General features: G+C 55.5%; 14 protein-coding genes and 1 pseudogene. 7 read left to right on the plus strand and 8 right to left on the minus strand.

The genetic code is table 11. From position 1 onward, the window contains the following. Nucleotide 1: 1 nt before the first annotated feature. The 4 genes from AC2FJF_RS10015 to AC2FJF_RS10030 form a co-directional block, all read right to left on the minus strand. Nucleotides 2–1,126, minus strand: coding sequence for an ABC transporter permease (locus AC2FJF_RS10015; RefSeq protein ID WP_496725125.1), 1,125 nt, complete (start codon nt 1,124–1,126; stop codon nt 2–4). A gap of 81 nt (nt 1,127–1,207) precedes the next feature. Further along, nucleotides 1,208–2,149: a sugar ABC transporter substrate-binding protein gene (locus tag AC2FJF_RS10020; RefSeq protein ID WP_496725127.1), complete on the minus strand. Its 942-nt coding sequence runs from the start codon at nt 2,147–2,149 to the stop codon at nt 1,208–1,210. A 136-nt stretch (nt 2,150–2,285) separates the two neighbouring features. Next, nucleotides 2,286–3,284: an inositol 2-dehydrogenase gene (gene iolG / locus AC2FJF_RS10025; protein WP_496725129.1), complete on the minus strand. Its 999-nt coding sequence runs from the start codon at nt 3,282–3,284 to the stop codon at nt 2,286–2,288. 76 nt (nt 3,285–3,360) lie between these two features. Next, entirely contained in the window at nt 3,361–4,263 is a 903-nt protein-coding gene (locus tag AC2FJF_RS10030; protein WP_058277233.1) for a LysR substrate-binding domain-containing protein, read from the minus strand. 173 nt (nt 4,264–4,436) lie between these two features. Here AC2FJF_RS10030 and ugpB point away from each other — a divergent pair, with 173 nt between their 5' ends. The 5 genes from ugpB to AC2FJF_RS10055 all read left to right on the plus strand — a co-directional run bounded on the left by ugpB (nt 4,437) and on the right by AC2FJF_RS10055 (nt 9,550). After that, nucleotides 4,437–5,747, plus strand: a complete 1,311-nt coding sequence (ugpB, locus tag AC2FJF_RS10035) for a sn-glycerol-3-phosphate ABC transporter substrate-binding protein UgpB (RefSeq protein WP_496725131.1) — start codon at nt 4,437–4,439, stop codon at nt 5,745–5,747. A 61-nt stretch (nt 5,748–5,808) separates the two neighbouring features. Further along, nucleotides 5,809–6,690, plus strand: coding sequence for a sn-glycerol-3-phosphate ABC transporter permease UgpA (ugpA, locus tag AC2FJF_RS10040; protein ID WP_058274560.1), 882 nt, complete (start codon nt 5,809–5,811; stop codon nt 6,688–6,690). Nucleotides 6,691–6,710: 20 nt separating this feature from the next. After that, nucleotides 6,711–7,547 carry a sn-glycerol-3-phosphate ABC transporter permease UgpE gene (gene ugpE / locus AC2FJF_RS10045; protein ID WP_282119525.1) on the plus strand — a complete coding sequence of 279 codons (837 nt, stop codon included), beginning with the start codon at nt 6,711–6,713 and terminating at the stop codon, nt 7,545–7,547. 3 nt (nt 7,548–7,550) lie between these two features. After that, nucleotides 7,551–8,606, plus strand: coding sequence for a sn-glycerol-3-phosphate ABC transporter ATP-binding protein UgpC (gene ugpC / locus AC2FJF_RS10050; RefSeq protein ID WP_496725133.1), 1,056 nt, complete (start codon nt 7,551–7,553; stop codon nt 8,604–8,606). Further along, nucleotides 8,606–9,550 carry a glycerophosphodiester phosphodiesterase family protein gene (locus tag AC2FJF_RS10055; protein WP_496725135.1) on the plus strand — a complete coding sequence of 315 codons (945 nt, stop codon included), beginning with the start codon at nt 8,606–8,608 and terminating at the stop codon, nt 9,548–9,550. Before ugpC ends, AC2FJF_RS10055 begins: the two co-directional genes overlap by 1 nt. 506 nt (nt 9,551–10,056) lie before the next feature. Here the strand turns inward: AC2FJF_RS10055 and AC2FJF_RS10060 are convergent. From AC2FJF_RS10060 to AC2FJF_RS10075, 4 genes and pseudogenes are all read right to left on the minus strand, one after another. Next, nucleotides 10,057–10,182: pseudogene (locus AC2FJF_RS10060) on the minus strand (hypothetical protein); the annotation flags it as partial. Nucleotides 10,183–10,359: 177 nt separating this feature from the next. Then, nucleotides 10,360–12,168, minus strand: a complete 1,809-nt coding sequence (locus AC2FJF_RS10065; protein ID WP_496725137.1) for a metallophosphoesterase family protein — start codon at nt 12,166–12,168, stop codon at nt 10,360–10,362. Between the two features lie 3 nt (nt 12,169–12,171). Continuing rightward, nucleotides 12,172–13,677, minus strand: a complete 1,506-nt coding sequence (locus AC2FJF_RS10070) for a tripartite tricarboxylate transporter permease (RefSeq protein ID WP_496725139.1) — start codon at nt 13,675–13,677, stop codon at nt 12,172–12,174. Nucleotides 13,678–13,693: 16 nt separating this feature from the next. Further along, the gene (locus AC2FJF_RS10075; RefSeq protein WP_496725141.1) at nt 13,694–14,200 is read right to left on the minus strand and encodes a tripartite tricarboxylate transporter TctB family protein; all 507 of its coding nucleotides are present in this window, start codon (nt 14,198–14,200) and stop codon (nt 13,694–13,696) included. A 223-nt stretch (nt 14,201–14,423) separates the two neighbouring features. Here AC2FJF_RS10075 and AC2FJF_RS10080 point away from each other — a divergent pair, with 223 nt between their 5' ends. Beyond that, nucleotides 14,424–15,401, plus strand: coding sequence for a Bug family tripartite tricarboxylate transporter substrate binding protein (locus AC2FJF_RS10080; RefSeq protein WP_496725143.1), 978 nt, complete (start codon nt 14,424–14,426; stop codon nt 15,399–15,401). A 92-nt stretch (nt 15,402–15,493) separates the two neighbouring features. Further along, on the plus strand, nt 15,494–16,426 hold the full coding sequence (locus tag AC2FJF_RS10085; RefSeq protein WP_496725146.1) for an AEC family transporter: 933 nt from the start codon (nt 15,494–15,496) through the stop codon (nt 16,424–16,426). Nucleotides 16,427–16,450: the final 24 nt, after the last annotated feature.

Genomic DNA, 16,450 nt, shown 5'->3' on the forward strand with positions numbered 1-16,450 from the left:
CTCAGCGTTCTCCTGTGATGATGCGACGAATGTAGGTGTTCAGGATCACGGCACCCAGCAGGATCACACCCAGGAACACCCGGAACAGAGAGCTTTCGACCCCGGCAAAGAACAGCCCCTGCTGCACCACGCCAAAGATCAAAGCCCCAAGGGCCGCACCCAGAACCGAGCCGTATCCGCCAGTCAACAACGCACCGCCGATCACCACGGCGATGATCGCCTCGAATTCCTTCAGCAACCCGCGATCCGCACCGGCGGAACCGAATTCCATCACCTGACAGGTCGCAAAAACCGTCGCGCAGAAGGCGGTGAACATGAACATCAGAACTTTGACTCTGTTCACCGGAACACCCGAGTTTCGCGCAGCCTCAGCGTCACCGCCAGAGGCGAAGATCCAGTTGCCAAATTTTGTTTTGGTCAGAAGCACATGGCCGAAGATGATAATCACGATGGCCCAAATGATCAGCATCGGGATCCCATCAACCACCGGCTGACCCTCGCGCGTACCGCGTTCGAAAGTTTCTATAATGCCATTATCGCCCAGCCAGACGAAAAAGCCCTGCCCAATCTTGCCGCCAAACATCGATGCCAGCCAGTCACCTTCGGCCACATCCCGGATGCCGCCAATGATGGTCTTCCGCTCGATGGTTTGCGGCAGGAAAATGGTAAAGCCACGCAGGATGAACAGGAAGGCCAGCGTTACGATAAAACTTGGCAACCCGGTGCGCACGACGATAAAGCCGTTCAACGCCCCAATCGAGACGCAAAGTACAAAGGTCACCATAATAGCAATCCAGACCGGCCAGCTAAGAGTAACCGAGAAAATCGCGATCATCATGCCTGCGAACCCGATCATTGAGCCGACGGAAAGATCAAACTCACCCGCGATCATAAGCAAACAGGCACCAACAGCGATGATCATGAACTGCGCGGAAACCACGGACCAGTTCATCACGCCCTGGCTGGTGAACATGCCGCTGTCAAAAGCGAACAGCAGGAAAAACGTGAACACCGCGACTGTGCCGACCATTCCGCCCAATTCGGGGCGTATCAGGGCCTGGCGCAGGGGTGAGATCTCTTTTACCCGCTCGTCGCCGCCGACTGCGGATTGCGCTGACTCAGCCATTGTTGCCTCCTTGGCGCGTTCGTCTGAATGCTTGCATCAGGTGGTGCGGACACACGTCATGCGTCCGCACCGTTTTGAAGGTCAGCGGTATTCGCCCGCGAACTCTTCGATCTTTTCCAACCCGTCAGCGGTCACGAAACCGGGGCCAGAGTTGATGTTGTTGCCCGGCAGAACGCCGTAACGGTGGTAGTTCGTCATCACGACAACTGGCAGGTAGGCCTGCAGGAAAGGCTGTTGGTCGATGCCCCACTGGATCACGCCGCTTTTGATGCCTTTGACGATTTCGCCACCCAGATCGAAGGTGCCGAAGTAGATGTCACCGGCCATGCCATTTTCTTCCAGTGCCAGAATGGTCGGGTCAGCCGAAGTCGGGCCAAGTGTCAAAACGGCTTCCGTTTCGGGGTTTGCCGACAAGTAGGCCAGAACTCGGTTCTTGATCTCGGCCGGGTCTTGACCCGCGTCGATCATCTGCTCACCCAGTTCAATGCCCAGACCGTCTGCAAAGCCCTGGCAGCGTTCTTGGCTGGATGGCTGCACGATATAGTGGTTCACGCACAGGAACGAGCTGATGCCATCGCCTTTGGCGCGCTGGCCAGCAGCCAATCCAGCGTCATATTCCGGCTGTCCGACATACATCAGCGCACCAACTTCGCGCGCCTTTTCCGGCGTGCCGGTGTTCATGATGATGACGTCGATACCGGAATCCACGGCGGCTTTGATCGGACCTTCCAGAATGTCCGGGTCGGCAAGCGTGGTGATGATACCATTGGGTCCCGAAGCGGCGGCTTGATCGATAATCCGCGCCATGTCGGCAAGGTCACCGGTGGGCGGGTTGCGATATTCAACCTCAACACCCATCTGATCGCCCGCCAGGGCAATACCGTTCTTGATGGTGTTCCACCAGCTGTCACTGTCCGGAGCATGGCTGACCAGAATATATTTCTCGCCTTCTGCCGCAACGCCTGTGGCGCCGGCAAATGCGACTGCGCTGGCCATCAGCACACCTTTTACGATTTTTTTCATTTCCATTCCTCCCAATAGAAAATTCAATCTTGGTGCCGGATCCGCCCGGCCATTCGGCTAAACCGAATCTCGTCTGCTCCGATCGGTGATCGGGCTTCCTTCAGTTTCCGGATATCCGATCATTTTGCAACCGGTTTCAAAAAACTTCCTCCATCGCAACGGGCCTTCCGGACATCGCCGAGCGCGTTGCGGCTTCGGCCATCGCCAACGCCGCGACACCATCCTCAAGTGTTACCGGCACGTCCGAGCCGGACTGAATGGCGCGCGTAAACGCATCCCATTCGGCGCGATAAGCGGCCATGTAGCGTTCAAGAAAGAAGTATGTTGGCTTCGCTCCGGTCACGCCGTCGGCTGTTGATTTAACAACTGAGTTCTCAAGGACATTATGCGCCTGCAAAAGACCTTTTGAGCCTAGTAGTTCGACCCGTTGATCATACCCGTATGCTGCCCGCCGCGAGTTCTTGATCACGGCCAGACTGCCATCCGGATAAGTCATTGTTACCACAGCCGTATCCACGTCACCGGCCTGCCCTATTTCCGGATCGACGACCGAGGTTCCCACGGCTGAAATGGTGACAGGAATTTGTCCCGTCAGGTAGTTGGCCATGTCAAAATCATGGATCATCATGTCCCGGAACAACCCGCCTGATACCTTGACATAACTTACCGGAGGCGGCGCCGGATCAAACGACGTAATGGACAATAGTTCAGCTTTACCGACCTCGCCCGCATCATAGGCGGCTTTCAGCGTCTGGAAATTTGGGTCGAAGCGACGGTTGAAGCCAAGCATGACCGGTTGACCAGTCGCGCCCGCGGCTTTTTGGCAAATTTTTGCTCGCTCAAGGTTCAGATCGACGGGTTTTTCGCACAGGACCGCTTTGCCGGCCTGCGTTGCCGCTTCGATCAGATCGGAATGCGTATCGGTAGGCGTTGCGATCAGAACCGCATCAATGGTGGAATCACCGATAATCTCGTCAGAGCTTTGCACCCTGGCCCCGTACTCAGCAGCCAATCCGACAGCGGCATCATTCACCGCGTCTGAAATAGCTGTCAATTCGGTTTTGGGGTGTGCCGAAATCGCTTCCGCATGCACGCGACCAATACGTCCAGCCCCCAGCAATCCGATCTTCAACATACGGTCCCCCGAATCAATTCTCAGGTGACACAATCAATATTTTTGCAACCGGTTGCAACATTTAATTTCGACCGCCCTATTCTGCCTTGAAAGGCTCAAGGCTGTCTCGGAACTGTTCGATGAATTCCAGAGTCACCAGTGAAGGTTGCTTCAAAATTGGTCGAACAAGAGAAAGAGTATGCGGCAGAAATGGCTTGAACGGTCGATAGCTTAATCCGTGCGCTGCGTATTGGACGGCGTCAAGTTCGCTCACGACGGAGACACCAACGCCTTTAACGGCCAATTCACATGCCGCCGTGAACTGCCTGACTTCAATATGGGAATTCAATTCCACATTGGCACTTTGAAATGCTTTTGACAGCCGTCCGAAAAAGTCGCTGTCGCGTCGAGTGTGGATAATTTTGCTGTTTACAAGGTCCGTCGGTGTGACCTCAGAGAGGTTTTCCAATTCATTTCCGGTGGGGAACACACAGACGGTTCGGACCTCGATATCCCAGCTTTCGACGGCGGGGTGACCGTTAAAGCTGTCGGTGATCCCGAAATCATACTGCTCGCCAATCATCCATTCAAGAATGCGCTCGGGTCTGTCAGGTTCGATCGTCAGGGTGACGCCGGGCCGATCCTTCAAGAATCTGGCGACAACATCGGGCAAATGGCTGGTGGCGAACCCGGGCAGGCATGCAACACGGATGTGCCCTGCTTTGCGCTGTGTGATGTCCTGGCTAACGTCAGATATTTGCCTCATCAGTTCCAGAACACGCTCGACACTGGGCAAAAGATACCGAACCTCCTGCGTCGGCACCAACCGGCCTTCGCGTCGATCAAAAAGCTGAAACCCAAGTGACTTTTCAAGATCCGAAAGCAACCTGCTGACGGCTGGCTGGCTCACCCCCAGGTCGGTCGCTGCCGCCGTAACAGAGCCGTTGGTGGTTACAGCCATAAGGGCTTCTAACTGCCGGACCCTAAGAATTTGACTCATTACCGATCCCAATCTGCCGCCTTCGCCTCATAACACTATGTTATTTTTTTATCCAGTAAATTGGGCTTGAATTATATTTCTGTAACGTTAACGTCGTGAAATCGTCATGTGTGCCGTTTACCCGTTGCGGTCGGTATTCAACGAAGCATCGAACCTGATGCATGGGAGGAATCATGAAAAAGAATTTTCTCGGCGCTCTTGCCGTTACAACTGCATTGTCCCCAGTGGCGGCAATGGCACAAACCGAGGTTCAGTTCTGGCACGCCTTTACCGGCCGCCTTGGTGAGCTTGTCAAAGCGCAAGTGGAAGAATTCAACGCCAGTCAGGACGAGTATGTCGTGGTTGAAAGCCACAAAGGCAACTACTCGGAAACCCTGAACGCGGGCATCGCTGCCTTCCGCGCCGGTGAGCAGCCGCAAATCCTGATGGTATTCGAGGTCGGCACGGCAACGATGATGTCAGCCGAAGGTGCGATCCGGCCGGTCTACGAAGTGATGGCTGAAAGTGGCGCGTCTTTTGATCCCGATGCGTATATCGGTGCCGTCAAAGGGTACTATACGACCACTGACGGAGACATGCTTTCGCTGCCCTTCAACTCATCCACGCCGGTTTTGTGGGTCAACCGCGACGCCATGCAAGCCGCCGGCGTTGATCCAGATACGGATCTGTCCACCTGGGAAAAGGTTGGAGACGTACTTGAACAGCTCAAGGCCGGGGGCGAAGACTGCCCGCTGGTCACCGCATGGCAAAGCTGGATCCATCTTGAAAACATGTCGGCCTATCACGACGTTCCGTTCGCGTCTCAGGACAACGGTTTTGCCGGTCTGGATACCGAGCTGATGCTGAACGGTCCGGCGCAGGTGGCACACCTGACCGCGATGGGTGACTGGGCCAAGGATGGCAAGTTCATCTACACCGGTCGCAGAAACGAAGGCGGGGCGAACTTCCGGTCAGGCGAATGCGCATTGTTCACTGAAAGCTCAGCCGGTTACGCGGGCATCAAGGCAGAGGCCGAATTCGATTTCGACGTCCGCCCGCTGCCTTATTGGGAAGCTGTCACGAGTGAGCCGCAGAACACCATTATCGGTGGCGCATCCCTTTGGGTAATGGAAGGTCATGACCCTGAGGAGTACAAGGGCGTCGGAGAGTTCCTGAGCTTCCTGTCATCGTCTGACGTGCAGTCGGCCTGGCACCAGAACACCGGCTACCTTCCAATCACGGCCGAAGCGGGTGATGCGACACGTGCAGCAGGTTTTTATGACGAAAACCCCGGCACCGACATCGCTGTGAGCCAAATGACCGCGAAAGAGCCGACTGCGAATTCCAAAGGTCTGCGTCTGGGATCATTCGACCAGATCCGCGGTATCATCGACGAAGAGCTTGAGGCCGTCTGGGCCGGTGAGAAAACTGCTCAGGAAGCGATGGATAGCGCGAAGGAACGTGGTGACGCGCTGCTGCGCCGCTTCGAATCCGCCAATCAATAAGTCATAAATTCATGCGGGCCCTTCTCGGGCCCGCATTATCTTTCTTCGGTGGAAATTCAGGATGGAAAAACGCGTCACCTTTCGCGGCTGGCTATTGCCATTGGCGCTGATCGCCCCTCAGGTCATCATTTCCGCCGTCTTCTTCTTTTATCCCGCCGGTCAGGCGGTGTGGCAGTCCCTGTTCATTCCCGACCCGTTCGGTTTGTCGTCGCAGTTTGTGGGGCTCGGCAACTTTGAGTTTCTTCTGAGCGACAAGTATTATCGCGCATCTTTCGTCACAACCGCCGTGTTTTCGACGCTTGTGACGCTCTGCTCGATGATACCGGCGTTATTTCTGGCAGTTATCGCGGACAGGCTCATCAAAGGTTCGGGTGTCTATCGCACATTGCTGATCTGGCCTTATGCCGTGGCCCCCGCCGTGGCTGGTGTGCTGTGGCTGTTCATGTTCAATACACGCGTTGGCGTGGTGGCGTGGTATCTCAGTCAACTTGGCTATGACTGGAACCATGTCCTGAACGACACCGAAGCTATGGGGTTGGTTGTCGTCGCCTCGGCCTGGGGCCGCATCAGTTATAACTTCCTGTTCTTCTTTGCAGCGCTGCAATCCGTTCCCCGCTCGGTCATCGAAGCGGCGGCGATTGACGGCGCGCATTTCTGGCGCCGGTTCTTCACGATTGTGCTGCCGCTCCTGTCTCCGACTGCATTCTTCCTGCTGGTGGTGAATGTTGTCTATGCCTTCTTTGAGACCTTCGGGGTGATCCACACGATCACCGGGGGCGGCCCACAACAGGCTACGACAATCTTGGTCTACAAGGTCTTCTCAGATGGATTTGTTGGGCAGGATCTTGGGTCATCATCGGCACAATCTGTCATCTTGCTGATTGTTGTCGGCCTGCTGACCGTCATTCAGTTCAAATACGTGGAAAAGAGGGTGCATTACTGATGGCAGCCCAACAACACGGAATGGTCGAAAAACGGGGCGTAGGCATCTGGTTCACCCATGCGTTCATGGTCCTAGGCGTTCTGATCATCTTTTTTCCGATCTGGCTGGCCTTTGTGGCCTCGACCGTGACCCAGGCGGACATCGTCTCGCCACCTATGCCCGTAGTGCCGGGTGATCAGTTCTGGGTGAACTACAAAGCGGCGCTGTTCTCGGGTGTAAACGTGCCCGTTGCGACGATGTTGTTCAACAGCCTGGTGATGGCAATTGGCATCGCGGTGGGCAAAATCATCATCTCGCTGCTGTCCGCTTTTGCGATTGTCTACTTCAAGTTTCCAGGCCGTACGACGTTTTTCTGGCTGATCTTCCTGACCCTGATGCTGCCGGTCGAGGTGCGGATCGTTCCAACCTTCGAGGTTGTGGCCGGGTTTGGCATGCTCAACAGTTATTACGGTCTGATCTTTCCCCTGATCGCTTCGGCAACGGCGACCTTCCTGTTTCGTCAGTTCTTCCTGACGATCCCTGATGAACTGGCCGAAGCTGCCCGCGTGGATGGCGCGCGACCGATGCGGTTCTTCATCGACATCGTTGTGCCCATGAGCCGGACCAATATCGCGGCGTTGTTTGTGATCTTGTTCATCTACGGCTGGAACCAATACCTGTGGCCGCTGCTGATCACTACAGATCCTGAAATGAACACCATCGTGATGGGCATCAAGCAGATGTTCCCGTCGGGTGATGATTTTGCGCATTGGCCCACAATCATGGCGACCTCAATTCTGGCAATGATCCCGCCGGTCATCGTGGTGGTGTCGATGCAAAAGCTCTTTGTCCGCGGCCTTGTCGATAGCGAGAAATAAGAAATGGCAACAGTAACCCTAGAGAACGTCAAAAAGAGTTTTGGCCCGACGGATGTGATCCACGGTATTGATGTCAATATCGCAGACGGAGAGTTCATCGTGATCGTCGGCCCCTCGGGCTGCGGTAAATCCACGCTGCTGCGAATGGTGGCGGGGCTGGAAACGGTTACGTCCGGGGAAATCCGGATCGGCGAGGAACGGGCCAACGACAAAGAGCCTATGGATCGGGACATCGCGATGGTGTTCCAGAACTATGCGCTCTACCCGCACATGTCCGTGCGTCAGAATATGGGTTACGGCCTGAAGATTGCCGGACTTCCCAAAGATCAGATCGATCAAAAGGTGACTGCCGCGGCAAAGCTATTGCAGTTGGAACCTTTGCTGGATCGTAAGCCCAGACAACTGTCTGGCGGTCAACGCCAAAGGGTGGCCATGGGCCGTGCCATTGTCCGCGAACCAGCAGTCTTCCTGTTTGATGAGCCGCTCTCGAACCTCGATGCCAAACTGCGTGTTCAGATGCGCCTGGAAATCCGTGAGCTCCAGGAAAAGCTTGGAGTCACCTCCCTGTACGTTACGCACGACCAGGTCGAGGCCATGACGATGGCGGACAGGATGATCGTGATGAATGGCGGTATCGCCGAGCAGATTGGAACGCCACTGGAAGTTTACGAAACACCCAGAACTCTGTTCGCGGCGCAGTTTATTGGCAGCCCTGCGATGAACGTGTTTGATGCCCGCCGTGAAAACGGGACGGTCAAGATCGGAGAAATTGAGGTTGGCGCATCTCAGGGGCCTGATATCGCAGTAAAGTTGGGGATACGGCCAGAGCATCTGTTGTTGGATGAAAACGGTCCGCTGGAAGCTACGATTCAGATTGCGGAACCGTTGGGCGCAAACACACTTTTGCACGGTCAGCTCATAGGCTCTGGCAGCGCGATTACGATAAGCCTTCCGGGTGTCCACCCAATCGAAGGCCAGCATCCGAACATGCGGTTTTCAGTCGCCTCAGAGAATATGCACCTGTTTGACCATTCAACCGGTGAAAGGCTGCAAGGCTGATGACGTTTCCACAGGTTGAAGCCTTTCGTGGCGGTGAAAACCTGATCCGGGTTGTGGGGCATCGGGGTGCACGCGGCGTTTTACCAGAAAACAGTATGATTGGCTTTGACTTTTCGCTGTCCATCGGCGTCCCGCTCCTGGAATTTGATGTCGTTCTGACCGCAGATAGCATTCCGGTCATAACCCATAACCACCGACTGCACGCACCGACATTTCGTGACGCCAATGGTCGATTTTTGGTCGGAGAAGAGCCAAAGGTTTCCTCGCTGACCGTCGAACAGATGCAGCAATTCGACATCGGACGGTTGGATGGGCATTCGGCCTATGGTCGTCGTTTTCCAGACCAGGCCCAAATGGACGGTGTTCGTGTTCCAACGCTGATGAACCTGCTGGAATTGGTCGATGACCCAAAATACCGCGATGCCTGCCTGATGCTCGAACTAAAGTCTGATCCTGATTTGGCACATGATGCGGCTTACAGACAGAGCTTCGTCGGCCGGGTTCTTCAAGACGTTCGCGCCAAGGATATGTCGTCGCGTGCGGTTCTGCACAGCTTTGACTGGACTCTCTTGGAGGAATGTCAGCGACAGGCCCCCTATATGCCGTCTTCGTACTTGACGCAGCTTCCAGAGAACGCAGCCGATGTGGGCGAGGACTCATCAAAAACAGTTTGTCCGGACTTTCGTGGCCGTCGCGATGAAATTCCAAAGTTGGTCAAGGAAGCGGGTGGTGGGCTTTGGTGCCCGTACTTTGCAGATGTGACCGCAGAAAATGTTGATCATGCAAAATCGTTGGGCCTGTGTGTTGCAGTGTGGACCGTCAACGAACCCGACGACATAGACAGGATGATCAATCTTGGTGTGGATTCAATCGTGTCGGATTATCCCGGACGAGTTCAAAGACATCTTTCGGATTTCGGCATCAGGTGGAATACCGCGCGATAGGACAGCCAGAATTTGCATGAGTGCAAAGGGCACTGTCCTGTCCGGACTTTAAAAACCGGGTGTCCAATCCTCTCCCCAGACCTCACGCCATAGGAAAGATCGGGGCGAGCTCGATTTGACATGCCCCACATTCCAAAGGGCCCATTTCGGATCCGAATATGGCCCCCACTGCTGATCCAACCGAGCACAAAGCTCTTTCACAACAGACGCATATTTCGGATCATCTGCCATGTTCACACGTTCATCAGGGTCATTCGCCAAATCAAAGAGCGTATGTCCAAATCCAAAAGAGGTGGGCTAAAAGCGGCGCATGAAGTTCAATCGGCGGGTTCGGATCGAGCGAATTTCCTCCTGCTCCATGAAAATCTCATCGGCCCAATCCGCCGTATCCTGTTCAAGCAGAGGCCGCATCGTACGCGCGTGGCTTTCTCTCGCTCCAATGGTTTAGCGCCCGTGTAATCAAACATCGTGGCAGTGATGTCCGCTGTCCCAACCAGATGATCGCAAACCTGTCCACGGCGCGGCGCGTGCTGTGATTTGATGATCATCGGGATGTGGTTGGCCTCGCAATGCGTATTTGACGGCCGGCTATCTTCGCCATGACCCCAAAAGCCATGCTCACCCAACGCCATGCTATGATCGGACGTATAGATCACCAGCGTATCGTCGGTGAGGCTATGCGCCTCAGACGGACCTGTTCGGGTGCCTTTGACGTATAGCAAGGAAGATTTCAGACCCGAGACCTAAAGGAATAGCTCATATGCGCACATGGCCCGCAAAGGTCGCTCAAATGCTTCTCAACAGATCCGTCATTGTTCCGAACGCAACCGCATCTTGTGATGGGCGGCAATGCGGCGGGATACATCTGTCGGATTGCCACAGGGATCAATTGCGCCAACTCTTGCGAAGTAACCGCGATCCACATCCGCAAGCGTATCGCAATACACCCTTGTCGATGAGGACCGTTCAGAAAACGCCAACACTTGTTCGATACGTCCAAGCAGATTTTTCCGGTCCGTCGCAGGTTCGGCCGGGTTCGCGGCACCGCATTTGAAATGTACGGAGGCCTGCAGACCGCGTGCCGATGCGGCTGCATTGATCTCGGCCAAGCCAGATGGCACATCCTGATCAGAACCAAGACGGAAAACAGCCCCCGATATTCCCTTGTCCCGATGGTCGGCTAATGTGTCCAGCATACCGATATCTGATGCGGAAAAACCGTGATTGATCACATGGTAATACACTGATCCAGCCGCCAGATCGTCTTTGGACCTCATCCGGGACAGATAAATCGGCAACCCTGTGAACGCTTGCGCAACCGAAATGGCAGGTAGGCAGTCTTCAAACCGACCCCAATCGATGGTGATTTCCCAGCCTGTAAGGACCCCGTACAACGATTGGGCCAACCCAACATCGGCCTCCGTCGGGGCACCAAAGCTAAATAAGGTCGGTCGGATACCCAAACCATGCAGCGCCCGCAGTCTGTCGACGCGATCCGGTCGTCGGATGTCGGACAAGGGTATTCTGATATCGCGGACACCCATCTCAATCAGGGCCAGCAGCGGATAGTCATTTCGGGCCAGTTTGCGGTCAAACTCATCCAACCCGCCGGACGGGGGGATTTCGCTGATTTCAGCCCAGTTGGCCCGCAGGTCGAAACCGATGGATGGACGCATGTTTTCCAATGGGGTTGGCCCTGCCGGACACGCCAGTGCAGCCTCTTGTTCGGCACCCTGCTCTGCCCCCTGCGTTCTGACGATCTGAACCGTATGCCCATTTTCGTAGATGTTGACGATAAAGTAACCAAGCTTTCCCCGGTCATCCCGTCCATACTCGGTACCTTCCGGTGGCGCAGCGCGCAGCATTTCACTGTAGTCCTGCCGCACGAAACTGGTTGCCGGGGCAAGGTAATAGTCAGTCCCCAAAACGCGGTCGTACCAGAAGTTATGGGCATGACCGCAGAACATCAGATCCACTTTGTGTGTCTTGAGCAATCCAAGCAGCCACTCACGGCCCGGAGGATCGGTGTTGTCGTAATGCGGAGCCTCATCTGGCGTGCAGATATAGGCCGGATGATGATAGGCCAAGACAATGCGCCCAGTTGCCTGTTTCAAAGTGGTCTCAACCCATTGGCGCTGCTCTGCTTCCTCGGGCAGGCCCGAATTGAGCAGTTGGGCATTGAACATCACAAATGTGATACCTTTATGGATAATGCTTTGGTATTGTGGCCCGAACTCCTGCGTCCAGGCCGCGATCATCGGCGGCGTGGTCGGGGCGGCAGGGGCTCCGGATACGGGTGTATCCCCAATATCGTGGTTTCCCGGCGTGAAATAGATCGGAACCGAAAGGTCCGAAGCTATCCTGCGAAATGCCTCGGCGGCTTGACTGTATATCGGTCCGGATTCGGGAACGGGGTGCACCAGATCACCCAGATGCAGAACAAAGTCGATGTCACGCTGGTTGAGGTCGGACACCACGTGCCGGAACCTGCGATTTGCGCGCGCGTTTACAGGGAAGGGTGAATTGCAGCTGTCTTCATCGACATTGACATGTGTATCAGAGATCACGGCGAACGAAAAAATCCGCTCGCCGAGATGTGTTTTTTGTGGAATGGCCATCGCTCAGCCGCCCGTGGTCAGGACTGACGCCTTGCCAGTGCGTGCCGCCTCGATCCGACTGCGGATCAGGACAAATACCGACAGTGCAGTCAGACCCCAAAAGACAATACAGATCGCATTGCGAAAGAAGATCGTCGGATCACCATCAGAGATCAAAAGCGATTGTCGGAAGTTGTCTTCAAGCAACGGCCCCAGCACAAAGGCGATAAGGAAGGGTGCCACTGGAACATCCAGCTTAAGCATCAAATAACCGACCAGCCCCATCGACAGCATGATGAAGACATCAAACAGTGTGTTGTTCACCGCATAGGCACCGTAGACGCACAATACGAAAACGATGGGGTACAGGATTCTGTTCGGCACCGTAGCGACCCGGCTGAAAAACTTGATCGCGACCTTGCCGACCACAAACAGGTAGGCTGAGCTGAGCAGGATACCCATGAACAAGGCGTAAATCATCGGCAGGTTCTGGTCGAACATCAGCGGACCAGGGCGCAAGCCGTGGATCATGAACGCACCCAGAATAACCGCCGTAATCACATCGCCCGGGACACCCAGAGCAAGCAACGGGATCATGGTTGCACCGGCAACCCCGTTGTTGCCCGCCTCAGCGGCGGCAATGCCCTCGATTTCACCCTTACCGAAGTTTTCCGGGTTCTTCGAGTTCCGGCGCGCCTCGGAATAGGACAGAAACGCTGCTGGCGCACCTCCGATCCCGGGAATTGCACCCAGGATAACGCCAAAGATACTGCCGCGCACAACGGACTTCAGAACGCGCTTAAACTCGGCAAAAGTCGCGCCTGCGCCCAATTCTTGCTTGGACGCTCCGGGCGGTCGGGCACGTCGCGTCGCACGGTCAATGATTTCGGGCAAGGCAAAGAGCCCGATCAGAACCGGAATAAAGCTCAGGCCGCTCATCAGGCGATAGTCGCCAAAGACAAAGCGTTCCGTGCCATAGATCAGATCCAGACCGACTGTCGCCAAGATCAGGCCAAGCGACGCGGATACGATGCCTTTTGACAGGCTGGGACCTGATACACCGGCGATGATTGTCAGAGAAAAGACAATCAGCGTGAAGAATTCTGGCGGACCAAACCGCAGCGCGAAGCTGGCCAGAACGCCAGCAAACAGGATCAGCGCGATGTTCGAGATCAGATCCGCCACACAGGACGAATACAGGGCGATGTCCAGTGCCTTACGCGCTTGCCCTTTCTGTGTCAGCGGATAGCCATCCAAAACGGTACAGGATGCCGCCGGTGTCCCTGGCGTCTTGATCAGGATCGCGGTCAGAGAGCCACCGTAAAGGCCGCCTTTGTAAACACCCAGCAACAGCAAGATGCCCGCCACCGGAGGCATGCTGAACGTAAATGGCAGCGCCAGCGCCACGCCCATCGGCGTGGTCATGCCGGGGATTGCCCCGATCACTGTCCCAATCGCAACACCGATGCCTACGACAAGAATGTTTTGAAGGCTGAAGAAAATCGAAAAGGCTTCGAGAATGATATCCATAGGTTACGACTCCTTTTCACCCAAACATGCCAAGCGGAATTGGAACGTTGGCGACATAGCGAAAGAACAAATACAGCAACACCGGCACCCCGATGCTCAGACAGGCGATCATCACGTATTTTCGTTCGCCAAAAAACAGCATCATCGCTGCAATCAGAAACACCGATGTCACCACCATGCCAAGGGTCGTCAGGCTGAAATAAAAGCCGAACAGAACGACGATCAAAACAAGTGTGCGCAACACCGCTGGGAGTGTGGCCAACTTGTATTGGGCCGCTGCCTCGGCATCTTCCTCATCATCAGCCGGGGGCTGTTGCAGAAAAACGCTTTCCAAAATCAGGGCCACTGATGCGAGCACTGCTCCCCAGGCGATTATTCTTGGCCAGAAATCCGGAGACAACGCCGATATCTTCACGCTTCCCGGCACCGCAACGCCTTTTGGAATAAACAAGAATATCGCCGCAAGCCCCACCGCGCAAAAAATGACCCCGGCCAAAAGGTCTTTGCTTTTGGTGAATTGCATTTCGTTTCCTCCCTGGATGGCCATCATCTGCACAGTCCGCAAAGACACACCACCTTTGACTTTCGCCTCCGCGTTGACATCCAGAACCGCACCTCACCCAAACCCTCCGACGGTATGATGCGCTTCACTAAATAGTTGCCAACGGTAAGTAAATAACATATGGTTTTGATAAGGGCAATAAAAAAAACACGTCCAAACAAACCTAGTTTAGGGAGGTAACCTTATGGTTTTTTTCAATAAAATAGCTGCAGCCGCCGGATTCGCTGTGGCGCTTACCGCATCTGCGGCGGTGGCGGAGTATCCATCCAAACCCGTCACGCTGGTTGTTCCATACGGCCCAGGCGGCGCAGCTGATCTGGCGGCCCGCATCATCGGCGCCGAGGCCCCGGAATACCTGGGCGGCAATGTGCTTGTGGTCAACCAGGCCGGCGCCGGTGGCGTCACCGGCTCGACCATGGTGGCCAAGGGAAACCCTGACGGGCACACCCTGTTGATGTCACGCGTTGGCTCGCAGGCTACGGTGCCCGCTATGAACACCACCATTCCCTACACGTGGGACGAGTTCACCTTTTTGGGGCTGGTGGAGACCAACCCCTTTGTGATCGCAGTTGGCGCGGATTCCGAATACCAGTCCTTCGAAGATCTGGCCAACGCAATCCAAAGCGGTGAACGTCTGACCTATTCCTCCGCTGGCGTCGGAACATTGCTGCACATGGCTGTTTTGATCCTGCTGGATGATCTGGGCGTCGATCCCGAAGCGTTGATCCACGTGCCCTTCAAAGGGGGCGGTGCAGCAACCACAGGTGTTGTCAGCGGAAATGCCGACTTCATCTTCCACAACCTCTCAGGTCTGATCGGTCCGATCGAAAGTGGTCAGCTTCGCCCCCTGCTGACCAGCACGACCGAACGCGTACCATCTCTGCCCGACACGCCGACCGCTGCAGAGGCCGGTCACCCGGCGCTTGAAGCGGTGGTAGGCTGGTCCGGCGTCTGGGGTCCGAAAGACATGCCGCAGGAAGCTGCGGACAAGTGGATCGCAGTTCTGGAAAACTTGTCCACTGATGAAAGTTGGATCGCATCCACAGAAAAGCTGGGCTCAATCCCGCAGGTTATGTCTCCCGAGGACACCAAGATCTTTGTCGAAGCCCAGTATAACAAATTCCGCGAAGTGGCGGACAAGTTGGGAATGGTTGTGCGCTAACGCCACTCGGTAACCGATGAAGACAAAATGGGCCTCTCGGTTAAGCCGGGGGGCCTTTTTTCTCGTAGAGCTTTCACTCAGGGGTACGCCGAATGACGGCCACAATCATTCAGGCAATTTTGCCGTTGTGGGGCTATCTGATCGTCGGCTACCTGCTGCGTCGGGCCATCCCACGATCACAGGTTTTCTGGCGCTGGCTGAATCAGATAAGTTATCTGGTGCTGTTGCCGCTGACCATCTTCGCCCTGCTTGTCGGGGCTGGAGCGCTGGCCGCCTTATCGCTCAAGCTGGGCTTGGTTCTATTTGCTGCCTATCTGATCCTGTTCACGGCGCTTGCCCTGTCTTATCTGCGCATTTCCGCTCTGCGACAACATACCGATGCCTATAGCAGCATGGTGCAGACTGCCACCCGCCTGAACGTACCTGCTGGGGTGTTGCTCACTACCACTCTGGTCGGAGCATCAGCGGATGCGGCAGTGGGAACGATCATTATTGCAACCGTACCTCTGATCAATTTCGCCAATGTTCTGATGGTTGTGATCTGCCATCGGCCGCCACATTCCTCGGCCCTGACCATCGCGCGCATGACTGCGTTCAACCCTTTGGTCATCGCCTGCACCGCAGGGCTAGGATGCCTTTTATTCCGCGTAGACCTTCCGGCAGCCCCGGCCGAGCTACTAACCATCATCGCCGAGATCGGACCCCCAGCAATGCTAGTGGGGATCGGGGCATCGCTGGACGGGCTACGAATGCAAGGGCAAATGCGCTTTGTTGTGGCCGCAAATATAGCCAAGCTGCTCGCACTGCCGATGTTGGTTCTGGCATTGGGGTGGATGGTGGCGTTGGGACCACTGCACTTGTTAATTGCCGTGATCTTTGCTGCCCTACCAACCGCACCCAACGGCCTTGTGTTGGCGCTGCAGTTTGGCGGGGACATCCGGACCTATTCCGCAGCCCTGCTGTGGCAGACAGTGGCGGCAATCGCAACGCTACCATTCTGGATCTGGCTTGCCGCTGCTGCCTGAAGGCAAAAAAGCGGCCCGCGCAAA

Source organism: Ruegeria sp. CDSB013, from assembly GCF_059611165.1.

What these genes read in the sequence shown, in the direction of transcription:
- ugpC (WP_496725133.1), top strand. Translation starts at nt 7,551, where the DNA reads ATGGCAACAGTAACCCTAGAGAACGTCAAAAAGAGTTTTGGCCCGACG.
- ugpB (WP_496725131.1), top strand. Translation starts at nt 4,437, where the DNA reads ATGAAAAAGAATTTTCTCGGCGCTCTTGCCGTTACAACTGCATTGTCC.
- AC2FJF_RS10020 (WP_496725127.1), bottom strand. Translation starts at nt 2,149, where the DNA reads ATGAAAAAAATCGTAAAAGGTGTGCTGATGGCCAGCGCAGTCGCATTT.
- AC2FJF_RS10015 (WP_496725125.1), bottom strand. Translation starts at nt 1,126, where the DNA reads ATGGCTGAGTCAGCGCAATCCGCAGTCGGCGGCGACGAGCGGGTAAAA.
- AC2FJF_RS10055 (WP_496725135.1), top strand. Translation starts at nt 8,606, where the DNA reads ATGACGTTTCCACAGGTTGAAGCCTTTCGTGGCGGTGAAAACCTGATC.
- AC2FJF_RS10065 (WP_496725137.1), bottom strand. Translation starts at nt 12,168, where the DNA reads ATGGCCATTCCACAAAAAACACATCTCGGCGAGCGGATTTTTTCGTTC.
- AC2FJF_RS10030 (WP_058277233.1), bottom strand. Translation starts at nt 4,263, where the DNA reads ATGAGTCAAATTCTTAGGGTCCGGCAGTTAGAAGCCCTTATGGCTGTA.
- AC2FJF_RS10080 (WP_496725143.1), top strand. Translation starts at nt 14,424, where the DNA reads ATGGTTTTTTTCAATAAAATAGCTGCAGCCGCCGGATTCGCTGTGGCG.
- AC2FJF_RS10070 (WP_496725139.1), bottom strand. Translation starts at nt 13,677, where the DNA reads ATGGATATCATTCTCGAAGCCTTTTCGATTTTCTTCAGCCTTCAAAAC.
- iolG (WP_496725129.1), bottom strand. Translation starts at nt 3,284, where the DNA reads ATGTTGAAGATCGGATTGCTGGGGGCTGGACGTATTGGTCGCGTGCAT.
- ugpE (WP_282119525.1), top strand. Translation starts at nt 6,711, where the DNA reads ATGGTCGAAAAACGGGGCGTAGGCATCTGGTTCACCCATGCGTTCATG.
- AC2FJF_RS10075 (WP_496725141.1), bottom strand. Translation starts at nt 14,200, where the DNA reads ATGCAATTCACCAAAAGCAAAGACCTTTTGGCCGGGGTCATTTTTTGC.
- AC2FJF_RS10085 (WP_496725146.1), top strand. Translation starts at nt 15,494, where the DNA reads ATGACGGCCACAATCATTCAGGCAATTTTGCCGTTGTGGGGCTATCTG.
- ugpA (WP_058274560.1), top strand. Translation starts at nt 5,809, where the DNA reads ATGGAAAAACGCGTCACCTTTCGCGGCTGGCTATTGCCATTGGCGCTG.